This is a genomic window from Pseudomonas sp. FSL R10-0399 (assembly GCF_009600165.1).
Classification (GTDB): Bacteria; Pseudomonadota; Gammaproteobacteria; order Pseudomonadales; family Pseudomonadaceae; genus Aquipseudomonas; species Aquipseudomonas helleri.
The window spans coordinates 1-13,051 of sequence record NZ_WIWK01000049.1 but is presented as its reverse complement, the minus strand read 5'-3'; the positions used below and the strand labels follow the sequence as shown (position 1 = coordinate 13,051).

Annotated in this window: 15 protein-coding genes; 2 read left to right on the top strand and 13 right to left on the bottom strand. The window is 58.6% G+C overall.

The window, feature by feature from the left end; all coding sequences use genetic code 11:
* Window positions 1-47: 47 nt before the first annotated feature.
* The 5 genes from thiO to pilV are packed head-to-tail and all read right to left on the bottom strand — an operon-like array spanning window position 48 to window position 3,278.
* On the bottom strand, window positions 48-1,148 hold the full coding sequence (thiO, locus tag GHO41_RS15340) for a glycine oxidase ThiO (RefSeq protein WP_153326864.1): 1,101 nt from the start codon (window positions 1,146-1,148) through the stop codon (window positions 48-50).
* 34 nt (window positions 1,149-1,182) lie between these two features.
* Window positions 1,183-1,584 (bottom strand): type IV pilin protein, encoded by a 402-nt coding sequence (locus tag GHO41_RS15335; RefSeq protein ID WP_153326903.1) that lies wholly within the window; start codon window positions 1,582-1,584, stop codon window positions 1,183-1,185.
* A 10-nt stretch (window positions 1,585-1,594) separates the two neighbouring features.
* On the bottom strand, window positions 1,595-2,137 hold the full coding sequence (locus GHO41_RS15330; protein ID WP_048367358.1) for a PilX N-terminal domain-containing pilus assembly protein: 543 nt from the start codon (window positions 2,135-2,137) through the stop codon (window positions 1,595-1,597).
* An 8-nt stretch (window positions 2,138-2,145) separates the two neighbouring features.
* Window positions 2,146-2,841, bottom strand: a complete 696-nt coding sequence (locus GHO41_RS15325) for a PilW family protein (RefSeq protein WP_048367361.1) — start codon at window positions 2,839-2,841, stop codon at window positions 2,146-2,148.
* Entirely contained in the window at window positions 2,838-3,278 is a 441-nt protein-coding gene (gene pilV, locus GHO41_RS15320) for a type IV pilus modification protein PilV (protein ID WP_228392647.1), read from the bottom strand. The genes GHO41_RS15325 and pilV overlap by 4 nt, the downstream gene beginning before the upstream one ends.
* A 232-nt stretch (window positions 3,279-3,510) precedes the next feature.
* Between pilV and GHO41_RS15315 the strand changes: the two genes are divergently transcribed.
* The gene (locus tag GHO41_RS15315) at window positions 3,511-4,050 is read left to right on the top strand and encodes a GspH/FimT family protein (RefSeq protein ID WP_123751291.1); all 540 of its coding nucleotides are present in this window, start codon (window positions 3,511-3,513) and stop codon (window positions 4,048-4,050) included.
* Here GHO41_RS15315 and ispH read toward each other — a convergent pair.
* From ispH to murJ, 6 genes are all read right to left on the bottom strand, one after another.
* On the bottom strand, window positions 4,047-4,994 hold the full coding sequence (gene ispH, locus GHO41_RS15310) for a 4-hydroxy-3-methylbut-2-enyl diphosphate reductase (protein ID WP_048388074.1): 948 nt from the start codon (window positions 4,992-4,994) through the stop codon (window positions 4,047-4,049). The two genes, GHO41_RS15315 and ispH, sit on opposite strands and share 4 nt — an antisense overlap.
* A 65-nt stretch (window positions 4,995-5,059) precedes the next feature.
* Window positions 5,060-5,497 carry an FKBP-type peptidyl-prolyl cis-trans isomerase gene (gene fkpB / locus GHO41_RS15305; protein WP_048388077.1) on the bottom strand — a complete coding sequence of 146 codons (438 nt, stop codon included), beginning with the start codon at window positions 5,495-5,497 and terminating at the stop codon, window positions 5,060-5,062.
* Window positions 5,490-6,008 (bottom strand): signal peptidase II, encoded by a 519-nt coding sequence (gene lspA / locus GHO41_RS15300; protein ID WP_048367375.1) that lies wholly within the window; start codon window positions 6,006-6,008, stop codon window positions 5,490-5,492. Before lspA ends, fkpB begins: the two co-directional genes overlap by 8 nt.
* The gene (ileS, locus tag GHO41_RS15295; RefSeq protein WP_123751290.1) at window positions 6,001-8,832 is read right to left on the bottom strand and encodes an isoleucine--tRNA ligase; all 2,832 of its coding nucleotides are present in this window, start codon (window positions 8,830-8,832) and stop codon (window positions 6,001-6,003) included. The genes lspA and ileS overlap by 8 nt, the downstream gene beginning before the upstream one ends.
* Entirely contained in the window at window positions 8,829-9,779 is a 951-nt protein-coding gene (gene ribF / locus GHO41_RS15290; protein ID WP_048388080.1) for a bifunctional riboflavin kinase/FAD synthetase, read from the bottom strand. The genes ileS and ribF overlap by 4 nt, the downstream gene beginning before the upstream one ends.
* A gap of 118 nt (window positions 9,780-9,897) precedes the next feature.
* Window positions 9,898-11,436 carry a murein biosynthesis integral membrane protein MurJ gene (murJ, locus tag GHO41_RS15285; protein WP_048367385.1) on the bottom strand — a complete coding sequence of 513 codons (1,539 nt, stop codon included), beginning with the start codon at window positions 11,434-11,436 and terminating at the stop codon, window positions 9,898-9,900.
* Window positions 11,437-11,684: 248 nt separating this feature from the next.
* Here murJ and rpsT point away from each other — a divergent pair, with 248 nt between their 5' ends.
* On the top strand, window positions 11,685-11,963 hold the full coding sequence (rpsT, locus tag GHO41_RS15280) for a 30S ribosomal protein S20 (RefSeq protein ID WP_003443902.1): 279 nt from the start codon (window positions 11,685-11,687) through the stop codon (window positions 11,961-11,963).
* Window positions 11,964-12,122: 159 nt separating this feature from the next.
* On the opposite strand, the gene GHO41_RS15275 is transcribed toward rpsT, so the two are convergent.
* Together GHO41_RS15275 and GHO41_RS15270 are read right to left on the bottom strand one after the other, a co-directional pair.
* Entirely contained in the window at window positions 12,123-12,584 is a 462-nt protein-coding gene (locus GHO41_RS15275) for a CreA family protein (RefSeq protein WP_048367388.1), read from the bottom strand.
* A 13-nt stretch (window positions 12,585-12,597) separates the two neighbouring features.
* Window positions 12,598-13,051, bottom strand: a 454-nt coding sequence (locus tag GHO41_RS15270; protein ID WP_371928940.1) for a PUA domain-containing protein, incomplete at its 5' end; no start/stop codon positions are given.

The following is a 13,051-nucleotide window of genomic DNA, read 5'->3' as shown; positions in this document are numbered from 1 at the left end:
CGGACGTAGCCTCGCAAGGCTCGTCAACGGCTACGGGTTGGTGTGCTTTAAATCCGCCCGGTCGGCGCATACGGCGCCGGGTCGATAATCGGCTCACGGCCCAGCAGCAGGTCGGCAAACAACTGACACGATGCTGGCGCCAGCACCAGGCCATTACGGTAGTGCCCGCAGTTAAGCCACAACCCGTCAAACCCTGACACCCGGCCAATGTACGGGATGCCTTCGGGCGAGCCCGGTCGCAGGCCAGCCCAATGCCCCACCAGCTCGGCGTCCGCCAGCGCAGGAATCAACTCAACGGCCGAAGCCTTAAGGCTTTCAAGCGCTACGTCGGTCGGGGTTTTATCAAAGCCTTCGTGCTCCAGCGTACTGCCGATCAAGATATGCCCATCCCGGCGCGGGATCGCATAACGGCCTTTTGCCAAGACCATGCTCGACAGCAGATCAGGCGCGCACTTGTACAAGATCATCTGCCCTTTTACTGGCTCTACTGGCAGCTCCAGGCCCAAAAGGCCCAGTAACTCACCGCTCCAGGCACCCGCTGACAACACCACCTGGTCGCCGCGAATCTCACCCTGCGCGGTGTTCACACCGGCAATGGTGCTGCCCTCACGGATAAACCCCTGAACTTCACAGTGTTCATGGATCGTCACATTTGCCATGGCGTGCAGCGCCGCTTTCAGTGATTTAACCAGCCGCGGGTTACGTACGTTCGCCACATCCGCCATGTAAATCGCACGCGAGTAGCCACGGCCCAGTACGGGCACGGCCTGTTCAACTGCCGGAATCTCAACGGCACTTAAAGGACGACCTTCACGCTGCGCCCACGCCTGCGCTTGCTCTTCGTCTTCAAGGTCCAGCCAGTACAAACCGGTGGTGTGGACTTCGGGGTCGACACCGGTGGTGGTGAACAGACGGTCGGCCAGTTGTGGGTAAAAGTCCTGGGACCAATGCGCCAACGCCGTGACGGCCGGGTTGTAGCGCCAAGGGTACAGGGGCGAGACAATCCCGCCGCCCGCCCATGAAGACTCTTGCCCGACGCCACTGCGATCCAGCAAAACCACGTGTTCAACCTCCGCCGCCAGGTTAAACGCCGTCAGAAGCCCGATCACGCCACCGCCTACAATCACCACTCGTTGCTGCTTAGCCATCTATCCACTCAGCTCAAAAAATGCACATTAATCGTCAGCGCCCCCAACACTGTTGCCTTGTCAGGTCCGGGGCGGCGTTTGTATTGGCTGCCAGGCCCACGTGGTTCAACGTGTAGTCACCACAGGCGTCTCCCGCCATGGGCGAGTCTGCTCGACGTGTCGCCGTCAACAGGTAGGTGTGATCGGCGAGCTCAGAGGTCATCAGGTAGTGCTGATTACCCGGGCTGACATTTTCCGCCCCACTGTATAAACCTTTTTTCGCATAAAAACGCTCAAGACTTTGGGATTGCTCTGACAACAGCAATACAAGTTGAGCGCGATAGCCGCGCTTCACTGAGTCGCTGTAAAGCGGATACGCGAACGCGCCAAGGATGCCGATGATCGCCACCACGATCATCAACTCCATCAAAGTGAACCCTGCTCCATATCGATTCATACCGTTGACCTTACTGGATTTGCCGCCACATGATTCGTCGAAACTGCTGACGTACGGGCTCGCCCGCCTCGCTGTCTGTTGGCTGATAACGCGCATAAACGCTCTCCAGCACCGTACGTGAAGGGCCGCGCGCCCCAACGGCGGTCACACGGTAAAAGTGCGCTGAAGCAATACCCGGCAAGTGTGCAGGCGTTACGCCCACACCCAGGCTTTGAATACCGAACACGCCATCAGGCGCCTTAAGCCACAGCACACCGGACTGCGGGTCCAGGCCGGGCAAGACCTGCGTGCGGGCCGACAAAGGCGGCACGCATTGAGCCGGCGCGCTGCATACCAGCAGCTCACGCCACTGCGTCTGCACCTGCGCCTCGCCCATGCGCAGCCCCGTTTCCGCGGCCTGCAACGAGTGATTGGCAAACCACACACTGCCCGCCATTTTTTCTTGCTGCACGGCGCTCTGTAAGGAGGTAAGCCCCAGCACACTGAGCAACAGCAACAATGTGAGGCAAACCAACAGGACCATGCCCGACTGTTTACGCGGGTAATCACGCATAACTCCCCCTAACCCAGCCGATTACGCAGGGCCACCACCAGGTGGTAGGTCTGATCCTTTACCCGTGCCTTGGGATCGCGCAGTGTCAGGGCTATTTTCAGGCTGCGGATACTGGCCAAACTACTTGGGCTTTGTTCATAGCGCTGAACCGATGCCCCCGCTGCCGAACTGGCGACACCAAACGTCACCTCAAACGCCGCCACGTTATCCAGCAGCACCGCTTTACCCGGGCCAGTCTTGAGCTGCCCGTTCTCAAACCAGTAAACAACGTTACGTAATGCAAAGGCGGTTTCACCGGGTTCAAGCGGCCCAGGCTGCCCGGCATAGGCCTGTGCATAACGTTTACAGTCCGACACCACCGTCCAGTCCGGCCGGGTGCCTTGCAGGCCGACATCACCACTGACGAACCGCCACGACCTGGAACCCGCTGCGCCCTGCCATGAAACAGGCGTCTGGAACACGGCAGGCGCATTGATGATGCTGTCGGCCGACAGGCAGCCGAACATGCCAATCATGCGAATTTCCTGCGCGATTTTGCTCAGGACAAAACGGGCGTCTTCTTGGGCGATGGCGGCGGCATACTGCGCTAGGTAAGTCTCACGGGCACTCAAAAATACCTGGGTGGCACCCGACATCAGCAGCACGCCCAGCCCTAGGGCGATCAGCAGCTCTATCAGGCCAAACCCGGCATTGCGACGTGTCATGAGGCGCCCATCGCAAACCCGGATGCGATCTGGCTGGTCAGGCTGAATGTTTGCCACTGGCCCCCGGCACGCGTGTCGTCCCATTGCAGAGTGATGGCCACCTGACGCTCGTTGATCGCAATGCTGCCCTTGGCACTTGCCCCGCCGAATTGGCGAACATTGCGCTTGAAGTCACTCAAATCCTGGCCCAGCACACTGTGCAACCCCGCTCCGGCAGTCGCCCCGGCGTAATCAGCCGCAGGGTTGGCGCGAATACGATCCAGCATGTCGTAGGCAATAAAACTGGCTTGGGTAGTCATTAACGCGCTGTCGGTGTGTTTCAGCGCATTCAGCTGTACGGCGGCCGCCCCCAGCAACCCGCCCGCCAAAATAACTGTCGCCACCAGCACCTCAATCAAGGTGACCCCGCTTTGCCGGCGTTTATCCGATCGATTCATGTGCGCCACCCTGGCCATCACTCGCCGACACGTCCTGTGTCGACCTGCCAAAAGCCTAGCCCTGTACACAGGCCATGTTTGTAGGATCTGGCTGGTAAAGCGCCGGGACTAATCGTCCATTCAGGTAAGCTACCTAACGCTGATAACGCTTTAAACATGCTGAAATCGTTGCGTGAGCGGCACACGTCATGGCTGGGCTATACCGATACAAGCGCAAGGAATGCGCGAGGGCATGTCCAGGGAGGACAAGGTGTATCAACACGGCATGAGCATGATCCAACTGTTGTTCACGCTGGCGATTGTCGCGATTACCGCGCAATTCGCCGGCCCGGCCTACGGCGTTCTGGTTGAACAGCAACGCCGTCAGGTCGCGGCCGAGCAATTGGCCAGCGGTTTGCGCAACGCGCGCACCGAGGCGCTGGTTCGCCACCACTATGTGGTGGTGCACGCACTGGAAGACGATTGGAGCAAAGGCTGGAGGATTATTCTGGATCAGAGCGGCCGGGGGCATCTGGATGAGAGCAACCCGGTCCTTGCGTACAAGCAAGGCAACACGCAAATACCGATTGCCGGTAATACGCCGGTAAAACATTACGTGCGGTTCAACCCGCTGGGCGAACCGTTATTAAGTGGCGGGGCATTTCAGGCGGGGACGTTGCATATTTGCCAGGCAGACACCGCTCTGAGCCACTACCAGGTGGTACTAGCAAAGAGCGGTCGCATCAGCCTGCGCAGCGATCAAGCGACGCAGGCATTGTGCGCCATGGCTTAAATCAGGGAGCGAACGCGCAGTTCTTTAGGCATCGAGAAGGTGATGTTCTCTTCGCGGCCAGCCAGTTCGTCTGCCCCCGTTGCACCCCAGGCATGCAACTGCTGAATCACACCGCGCACCAGCACCTCAGGCGCCGACGCACCTGCGGTAATACCAATGTGCTGCACACCGTCAAACCAGCTTTTTTGCAGGTCTTCGGCGCCATCGATCAGGTAAGCCGGGGTGGCCATGCGTTCAGCCAGCTCGCGCAAGCGGTTGGAGTTGGAGCTGTTCGGGCTGCCCACCACCAAGACCACGTCGCACTCGTCGGCCAGTTGCTTGACCGCATCCTGACGGTTTTGCGTGGCGTAGCAGATGTCATCCTTGCGCGGTCCGCCAATGGCCGGGAAGCGCGAACGCAGCGCGTCGATCACACGGCTGGTATCGTCCATCGACAAGGTGGTCTGGGTTACGAACGCGAGTTTTTCGGGGTTGTTGACGTGCAGGTTGGCGACATCTTTTTCGTCTTCAACCAGATAAATCGCGCCGCCATTGCTCGCGTCGTACTGCCCCATGGTGCCTTCCACTTCCGGGTGCCCGGCGTGGCCGATCAAAATGCACTCACGGCCATCGCGGCTGTAACGTGCCACTTCGATATGCACCTTGGTCACCAGCGGGCAGGTGGCATCGAACACTTTAAGGCCACGGCCTGCCGCTTCGGTACGCACGGCCTGGGAAACGCCGTGGGCACTGAAAATCACGATGACGTCATCCGGCACCTGGTCCAGCTCTTCAACAAAGATCGCGCCACGGGAGCGCAGGTCTTCGACCACAAATTTGTTGTGCACCACTTCGTGGCGAACATAAATAGGCGGACCGAAGACTTCGAGAGCGCGATTGACGATTTCAATCGCTCGGTCCACCCCAGCGCAGAAGCCACGGGGGTTGGCGAGTTTGATGTGCATGCTGAGCCTCGTGGGTCGCGCAGAAAAATAATGCCAATCAGGCCCGGCACACGCCGGGCTCTGAATTACAGCGCTTTAACGTCTTTGATTTCCACGTCGAAGGTCAGGGTTTTGCCTGACAACGGGTGGTTGAAATCGATGGTCACTTGGTCGTCGTCAAAGGCTTTGACCACACCCGGCAGCTCGGTGTTGGCCGCGTCATTGAAGATCACCAGCAAACCTTCAGACAAGTCCATGTCCTTGAACTGCGAACGTGGAATGATCTGTACGTTTTGCGGGTTAGGCTGGCCGAACGCGTTTTCCGGGAGGATTTGCAGGGTGCGTTTGTCGCCCGCCTTAAAGCCGAACAAAGCGGCTTCAAAACCTGGCAACAGGCTGCCATCACCCACCTTGAAGGTCGCCGGGGACTTGTCGAATGTACTGTCGACGGTGTCGCCATTCTCCAGGCGCAATGCGAAATGCAGCGTGACTTCCGTGTTCTGGCCAATACGTTGCTCAGTCATGAGCCGGTTCTCCAGACTTTTTACTTTTGAACATATCCAGTGCCAGCATCACCGCACCCACGCAAATCGCACTGTCGGCGAAGTTGAAGGCCGGGAAATACCAGCGGTTTTGCCAATGCACCAGAATGAAATCGACCACATGACCGTACACAATCCGGTCATACAGGTTGCCCAACGCGCCGCCCAAAATCAGCGCCAGCGCAATCGCCAACCAGGTGTCATTGCGCCCAAGGCGCTTGAGCCAGACGATCAGCACGGCACTGACCACGATGGCGATCAGGGCAAACAGCCAACGCTGCCAGCCAGCACTGTCTGCCAAAAAGCTGAAGGCTGCGCCGGTGTTGTAGGCCAGCGTCCAGCTGAACAGGTCCGGGATGACCACGATTTGCTGGTACATCTGCAAGGCGTTGTCGAAATAGACCTTGCTGGTCAGGTCAATGACCAGGACCAGCACAGTCAACCAGAGCCAGCCCAGGCGCCCGAAGCGCCCGGCAGTGCTGGTGTTAGGCATAGTGACGTACCTCACCGGTGCCGCTGATGTTGTCAACGCAACGGCCGCAGATTTCCGGATGCTCCGGGTTCACGCCCACGTCTTCACGGCAATGCCAGCAGCGCGCGCACTTGGCGTGTGCCGACTTGACCACTTTGAGCTTGAGGCCCGGTACTTCGGTGACCACAGCGTCAGCCGGTGCCAGCGCAAAAGGCGCAACACTGGCGGTGGAGGTGATCAGGACGAAGCGCAGTTCGTTGCTCAGCTTGGACAGGTCAGCGGCCAGTTCAGCTTCGGCGAACAAGGTCACTTCTGCCTGCAAGTTGCCGCCAATGGCCTTGGCTGCGCGCAGATTTTCCATTTCCTTGTTGACCGCCACCTTCACCGCCATGATCCGCTCCCAGTAGTCGCGGTCCAGCTCGGTGCCTTCCGGCAGTTCGCTCAGGCCGTCATACCAAGTGTTGAGCATGACCGATTCGTTGCGCTCGCCCGGCAGGTATTGCCACAGTTCGTCGGCGGTGAAGGCCAGGATCGGAGCGATCCAGCGCACCAGCGCTTCAGAGATGTGGAACAGCGCGGTCTGGCACGAACGGCGGGCCTTGCTGTTGGCGCCCGTGGTGTACTGGCGGTCCTTGATGATGTCGAGGTAGAAACCACCGAGTTCCTGAACGCAGAAGTTGTGCACTTTGGAGTACACGTTCCAGAAACGGTATTCGCCGTAGTGCAGCTCCAGCTCACGTTGCAGCAACAAGGCGCGGTCTACTGCCCAACGGTCCAGCGCGAGCATTTCTTCAGCAGGCAGCAGGTCGGTAGCCGGGTTGAAGCCGGTCAGGTTGGAAAGCAGGAAGCGCGCGGTGTTACGGATACGCCGGTAGGCGTCCGCACTGCGTTGCAGGATCTGGTCAGACACTGCGATTTCGCCCGAGTAGTCGGTCGAGGCTACCCACAGACGCATGATGTCAGCGCCCAGGGTGTCGTTGACCTTCTGCGGTGCAATCACGTTGCCCAGCGACTTGGACATTTTGCGGCCCGCTTCGTCCACGGTGAAACCGTGAGTCAGCAGTTCGCGGTACGGTGCGTGGTTGTCGATGGCGCAGCCGGTCAGCAACGACGAGTGGAACCAGCCACGGTGCTGGTCGGAACCCTCAAGGTACAGATCGGCACGCGGGCCGGTCTCGTGGCCCATCGGGTGCGAACCGCGCAGCACGTGCCAATGGGTAGTACCCGAATCGAACCATACGTCCAGCGTGTCGCTGATTTTGTCGTACAGCGGCGCTTCGTCGCCCAACAGCTCGGCAGCGTCCAGTTTGAACCAGGCTTCGATGCCTTCGACTTCAACGCGCTTGGCCACTTCTTCCATCATTTCGACGGTACGTGGGTGCAGTTCACCGCTTTCCTTGTTCAGGAAGAACGGGATCGGCACGCCCCAGTTGCGTTGACGCGAGATGCACCAGTCCGGACGGTTGGCGATCATCGAATGCAGGCGCGCCTGGCCCCAGGCCGGTACGAACTGGGTGTCTTCGATGGCTTGCAGTGCGCGGGTACGCAGGGTCTCGCCAGCTACTGGCTCTTTGTCCATGCCGATAAACCACTGCGCGGTTGCGCGGTAGATCAGCGGGGTTTTGTGACGCCAGCAGTGCATATAGCTGTGGCTGATGGTTTCGGTGAACATCAACGCGTCAACTTCGGTCAGCTTGTCGATGATGTTCTGGTTGGCTTTCCAGATGAACTGGCCACCGAAGAACTCCAGCGACGGCACGTACACGCCATTGCTTTGAACCGGGTTGATGATGTCGTCGTTGACCATGCCATAGGCTTTGCAGGTCACGAAGTCGTCTACGCCGTAAGCCGGTGCGGAGTGAACCACGCCCGTGCCAGCGCCCAGTTCAACGTACTCAGCCAGGTAAACAGGCGACAGGCGGTCGTAGAACGGGTGACGGAAGTTGATCAGTTCCAGTGCCGAACCGGTGGTGGTGGCGATCACCGAACCTTGCAGGTTGTAACGCGCCAGGCTCGATTCAACCAGTTCTTCAGCGAGCACCAACAGTTTGTCGCCCACGTCGACCAGCGCGTAGGTGAACTCCGGGTGCACGTTCAGCGCCTGGTTGGCCGGGATGGTCCACGGGGTGGTGGTCCAGATCACGATCGCCGCCGGCTTGCTCAAGGTTGCCAGGCCAAAGGCCTCGGCCAGCTTGGCGTCATCGGCAACCGGGAAGGCAACGTCGATGGCCGACGACTTTTTGTCCTGGTATTCGACTTCTGCTTCAGCCAGGGCCGAGCCGCAATCGAAGCACCAGTTCACCGGCTTCAGACCTTTGAAGACGAAACCGCCTTTGACGATTTCGGCCAAGGCACGGATTTCACCGGCCTCGTTTTTGAAGTCCATGGTTTTGTAAGGGTTGGCGAAGTCACCCAGCACACCCAGACGGATGAACTCGGACTTCTGGCCTTCGATCTGCTCGGTCGCGTAGGCACGGCACAGCTCGCGGGTTTTATCCGCGGACAGGTTTTTACCGTGAGTCACTTCGACCTTGTGCTCAATAGGCAGACCGTGACAGTCCCAGCCCGGTACGTACGGCGCATCGAAACCGGCGAGGGTTTTCGAACGCACGATCATGTCTTTCAGAATCTTGTTCAGCGCATGACCGATGTGAATCGTACCGTTGGCGTACGGAGGACCGTCATGAAGTACGAACTTCGGACGATCCTTACTAATCTCGCGCAACTTCCCGTACAGGCCAATGCTGTCCCAGCGCTGCAAAATTTGCGGTTCGCGCTGTGGCAGGCCGGCCTTCATTGGGAAGGCTGTGTCCGGAAGGTTTAACGTGGATTTGTAGTCGGTCATTTCAGGCTCTTTTTAAGCGGTTGACCCAGCCAAAAGGCTCGGGCGGCGGCGACGTCCGCATTGATCGCCGTCTTGAGCGCCTCCAGGGAGGCAAAACGCTGCTCATCACGCAGCTTGTGGTGGAATGCCACGGTCAATCGCTGGCCATACAAATCGCCAGCGAAATCCAATAGATGTACTTCAAGATGGGCGTTGCCATCCCCTGCTACGGTAGGTCTGACGCCGATATTAGCGACGCCGGGCCAGGTTTTGCCGTCGATCTCGACGCTCACCAGGTACACCCCGGTCAACGGAACACGACGACGCTTGAGCTGGATATTGGCGGTTGGCGTGCCCAATTGGCGCGCCAGCTTTTGCCCGTGCAATACCGTGCCGGCAATCTGGAACGGGCGGCCCAGCAAGCGTTCTGCCTGAGCGAAATCGCCCTTGGCCAGCGCATCACGCACCTGGGTGCTGCTGATGCGCACGCCGTCCAGCTCAACGGTTTGCGCAGCTTCGACGGTAAAGTTCTGCATGACGCCTGCTTGTTGCAGGAAGTCAAAATCACCGACCCGGTCGCAGCCAAAGCGGAAGTCGTCACCGACCTCAAGGTGCTGCACACCCAGGCCATCGACCAGGATCGTGTCGACAAACTCGGCCGCGCTGAGCTTGCACAGACGTTGATTGAACGCCAGGCACAGCACGCGATCAACCCCGGCGTCAGCCAGCAGTTGCAATTTGTCGCGCAGGCGAGCCAGACGCGCCGGAGCGGTTTCAGGGGCAAAGAATTCGCGCGGCTGGGGCTCAAAAATCACCACGCAGCTGGGCACGCCCAACTCCAGTGCACGTTCACGCAGCCGCTCCAGGATAGCCTGGTGACCACGGTGTACACCGTCAAAGTTGCCAATAGTGGCGACACAGCCCCGATCTTGGGGCCGCAGATTGTGAAGGCCTCGAACCAGCTGCATAACGCGCTTCTTGCTCATAAAGTGGCCGATTATAACCACACCCGGCCCGTGACGACAGGCGACAGCGCAAGGCAAATCAGGTCAAACCGACAAAATAGACGTTTGACCGTAATTTTCCTTACATCAGAGACTTGCGGGCGAAATCCTTCAAACGCAAGCCCAACAGCAACAACATACCGAAATAAGCCAGTATGCCCGCAGCCACCAAGCCGCCAAGGCGCATAAAGCGCTCGAGCATATGGCCTTGATCCCAGGCGGGCATAACGTGCATCAAGCCCATCAGCACCGCCGACATCACGGCAACCGCCAACACCAGTTTGAACAGGTACAGCGACCAGCCCGGCTGGGCGATAAACAGCTTTTGCTTGCGCAACTGCCAGAACAGCAGCCCGGCGTTAATGCACGCGCCCACGCTAATGGCCAAGGCAAGCCCGGCGTGCTGCAGCGGCACGATAAATACAAGGTTGAGCAACTGCGTGACCACCAGGGTGAACACGGCAATTTTTACCGGGGTGCGGATGTTTTGTTGCGCATAGAAGCCGGGCGCAAGCACCTTGATCAGAATCAGCCCGAGCAAACCGACCGAGTACGCCATCAGGGCGCGCTGAGTCATCGCCGCATCCAGGGCACTGAACTCACCGTACTGAAACAGCGAGACGGTCAGCGGTTCCGCCAGGATCGCCAAGGCCAGTGCACACGGCAACACCAGCAAAAAGCACAGACGCAGCCCCCAGTCGAGAATTCGCGAGTACTCCTGACGGTCTTTATTGGCGTAGGTCTTGGACAGCGTTGGCAGCAGGATTGTGCCCAGCGCCACCCCGAGCACACCGGACGGCAACTCCATCAAGCGGTCTGCGTAGTACATCCAGGACACCGACCCGGCCACCAGAAAGGAGGCAAAAATCGTGTTAATGATCAGCGAAATCTGACTGACCGACACCCCCAGAATGGCCGGCACCATCTGTTTCATCACGCGCCATACGCCGGTATCGCGCAAATTGAGGCGCGGCAGCACCAGCATGCCGATTTTTTTCAAGTGCGGGAGCTGGAACAGCAACTGCGCAAGGCCACCGGCCAGCACCGCCCAGCCCAGCGCCATCACCGGCGGGTCAAAGTACGGGGTCAGGAACAGGGCAAAGATGATCATGCTGACGTTGAGCAGCGTCGGCACAAACGCCGGCACCGAGAAGCGGTTCCAGGTATTGAGGATCGCCCCGGCCAGCGATGACAACGAGATCAGCAATATATAAGGAAAGGTCACCCGCAACATGTTTGAGGTGAGTTCAAACTTCTCGGGCGTGCTGGCAAACCCTGGCGCCGTGGCCCAGATCACCCAGGGCGCAGCCAGTATGCCCAGCAAGGTGACGATGGCCAGCACCAACGTCAGCAGCCCGGCGACATAGGCCACAAAGGTGCGCGCGGCCTCCTCGCCCTGCTGATTTTTGTATTCGGCCAGAATCGGCACAAACGCTTGCGAAAAAGCGCCTTCGGCGAAAATCCGGCGCAGCAGATTGGGCAGTTTAAAGGCAATAAAGAACGCATCCGTAGCCATACCTGCGCCAAACATGCGCGCCACGATGGTGTCCCGGACAAAGCCCAGAACCCTTGAAATCATGGTGATGGAGCTAACAGCAGCCAACGACTTGAGCAAATTCATTGAAAGAGTTTTTGCCTTTAGAGAAAGAGCAGGCGAACAAAGCGTTCACTTATGCGATACTGCGCGCCGCAACAGCACAGAGCCAAGCTCGCGAGTTTACAGGTCAAGCGCCGGAAATAAATCTCCCGTCTCCCTCGATCAACCACTCAGCGGCTCGAATCAATCGCCCTTGACAAGAGTTGTCGTCATCGGCATGATTCGCGGCCTATTTTGTTTGTTAATTCAAAAGTCTTTCGAGGAGCTCGACGGTGGCCAACACACCTTCCGCCAAAAAACGTGCAAAACAGGCTGAGAAGCGTCGCAGCCACAACGCCAGCCTGCGTTCCATGGTTCGTACCTACATCAAGAATGTAGTTAAAGCCATCGACGCAAAAGACGCTGCTAAAGCGCAAGCTGCTTATGTTCTGGCTGTCCCTGTTATCGACCGTATGGCCGATAAAGGCATCATCCACAAGAACAAAGCTGCTCGCCATAAGAGCCGCCTGAATGGCCACGTCAAGGCGTTGAACCTTGCGACTGCTGCTTAAGCGATAAGCTTTTAAAAAAACCGACCCTAGGGTCGGTTTTTTATTGCCTGCGATTTCACCAGAACCTTGTAGGAGCGAGCTTGCTCGCGATCTTTTGAGGTTAAAAGATCAAAAGATCGCAGCCTTCGGCAGCTCCTACACAGTCACTTAGCGCTTTTATTACCGCTGCGGCCACGGCAAGATCGGGATCGCAGTCACTGCGTTCTGCGGGCTGCCTTCGATCAGGCGGTCGCTGTACACCAGATACACCAGCGTGTTGCGCTTCTTGTCGAGAAAGCGCACCACTTGCATGGTCTTGAAGACCAGCGAAGTGCGCTCCTTGAACACCTCTTCGCCATCTTTCAAATCACCTTTAAAGCTGATCGGGCCGGTCTGACGACAAGCCAATGACGCTTCAGCGCGATCTTCCGCCAGGCCCAGACCACCTTTCATGCCGCCAGTCTTGGCCCGCGACAGGTAGCAGGTCACGCCATCCACCTTCGGGTCATCGAATGCCTCGACCACAATGCGGTCGTTCGGCCCAACAAATTTGAACACGGTCGACACCGTGCCAATTTCCTCAGCCGATGCCAACAAAGGCACCGCCAAGATCAAACCCAACAGACCGCTAAGCAAGCGCATTCAACACCTCAATTCACACCAGGATCAGGTTATCGCGGTGAACCAACTCTGGTTCAGCCATGTAACCCAACAAGCTGACAATCGCCTCAGACGACTGCCCAATAATTTTTTGCGCTTCAGCCGCACTGTAGTTGGCCAGGCCACGGGCAATTTCTCGTCCATCAGGCGCCACACACACAACCATTTCGCCACGACGGAACCCGCCCTGCACGGCTTTGACGCCCACCGGCAGCAAGCTTTTATGCCCTTCGGACAATGCCGCCACAGCACCGGCATCCAGCACCAGGGTGCCGCGCGTTTGCAGATGCCCGGCCAGCCACTGCTTGCGCGCCGCCAGCATGCCACGCTCAGGCGACAACAATGTACCCAGGCGCTCGCCTGCCTTCAGACGGTCCAGCACACGCTCCAGGCGACCACCCACAATGATGGTATGCGCCCCGGAACGCGCCGCCAGACGCGCCGCACGC

Coding starts and splice junctions, on each gene's coding strand:
- pilV (WP_228392647.1), bottom strand. CDS start 3,278: ATGAATCGATCGGATAAACGCCGGCAAAGCGGGGTCACCTTGATTGAG.
- ribF (WP_048388080.1), bottom strand. CDS start 9,779: ATGCAGCTGGTTCGAGGCCTTCACAATCTGCGGCCCCAAGATCGGGGC.
- thiO (WP_153326864.1), bottom strand. CDS start 1,148: ATGGCTAAGCAGCAACGAGTGGTGATTGTAGGCGGTGGCGTGATCGGG.
- GHO41_RS15315 (WP_123751291.1), top strand. CDS start 3,511: ATGTCCAGGGAGGACAAGGTGTATCAACACGGCATGAGCATGATCCAA.
- murJ (WP_048367385.1), bottom strand. CDS start 11,436: ATGAATTTGCTCAAGTCGTTGGCTGCTGTTAGCTCCATCACCATGATT.
- GHO41_RS15335 (WP_153326903.1), bottom strand. CDS start 1,584: ATGAATCGATATGGAGCAGGGTTCACTTTGATGGAGTTGATGATCGTG.
- GHO41_RS15275 (WP_048367388.1), bottom strand. CDS start 12,584: ATGCGCTTGCTTAGCGGTCTGTTGGGTTTGATCTTGGCGGTGCCTTTG.
- fkpB (WP_048388077.1), bottom strand. CDS start 5,497: ATGACTGAGCAACGTATTGGCCAGAACACGGAAGTCACGCTGCATTTC.
- lspA (WP_048367375.1), bottom strand. CDS start 6,008: ATGCCTAACACCAGCACTGCCGGGCGCTTCGGGCGCCTGGGCTGGCTC.
- GHO41_RS15330 (WP_048367358.1), bottom strand. CDS start 2,137: ATGCGTGATTACCCGCGTAAACAGTCGGGCATGGTCCTGTTGGTTTGC.
- GHO41_RS15325 (WP_048367361.1), bottom strand. CDS start 2,841: ATGACACGTCGCAATGCCGGGTTTGGCCTGATAGAGCTGCTGATCGCC.
- ileS (WP_123751290.1), bottom strand. CDS start 8,832: ATGACCGACTACAAATCCACGTTAAACCTTCCGGACACAGCCTTCCCA.
- ispH (WP_048388074.1), bottom strand. CDS start 4,994: ATGCACATCAAACTCGCCAACCCCCGTGGCTTCTGCGCTGGGGTGGAC.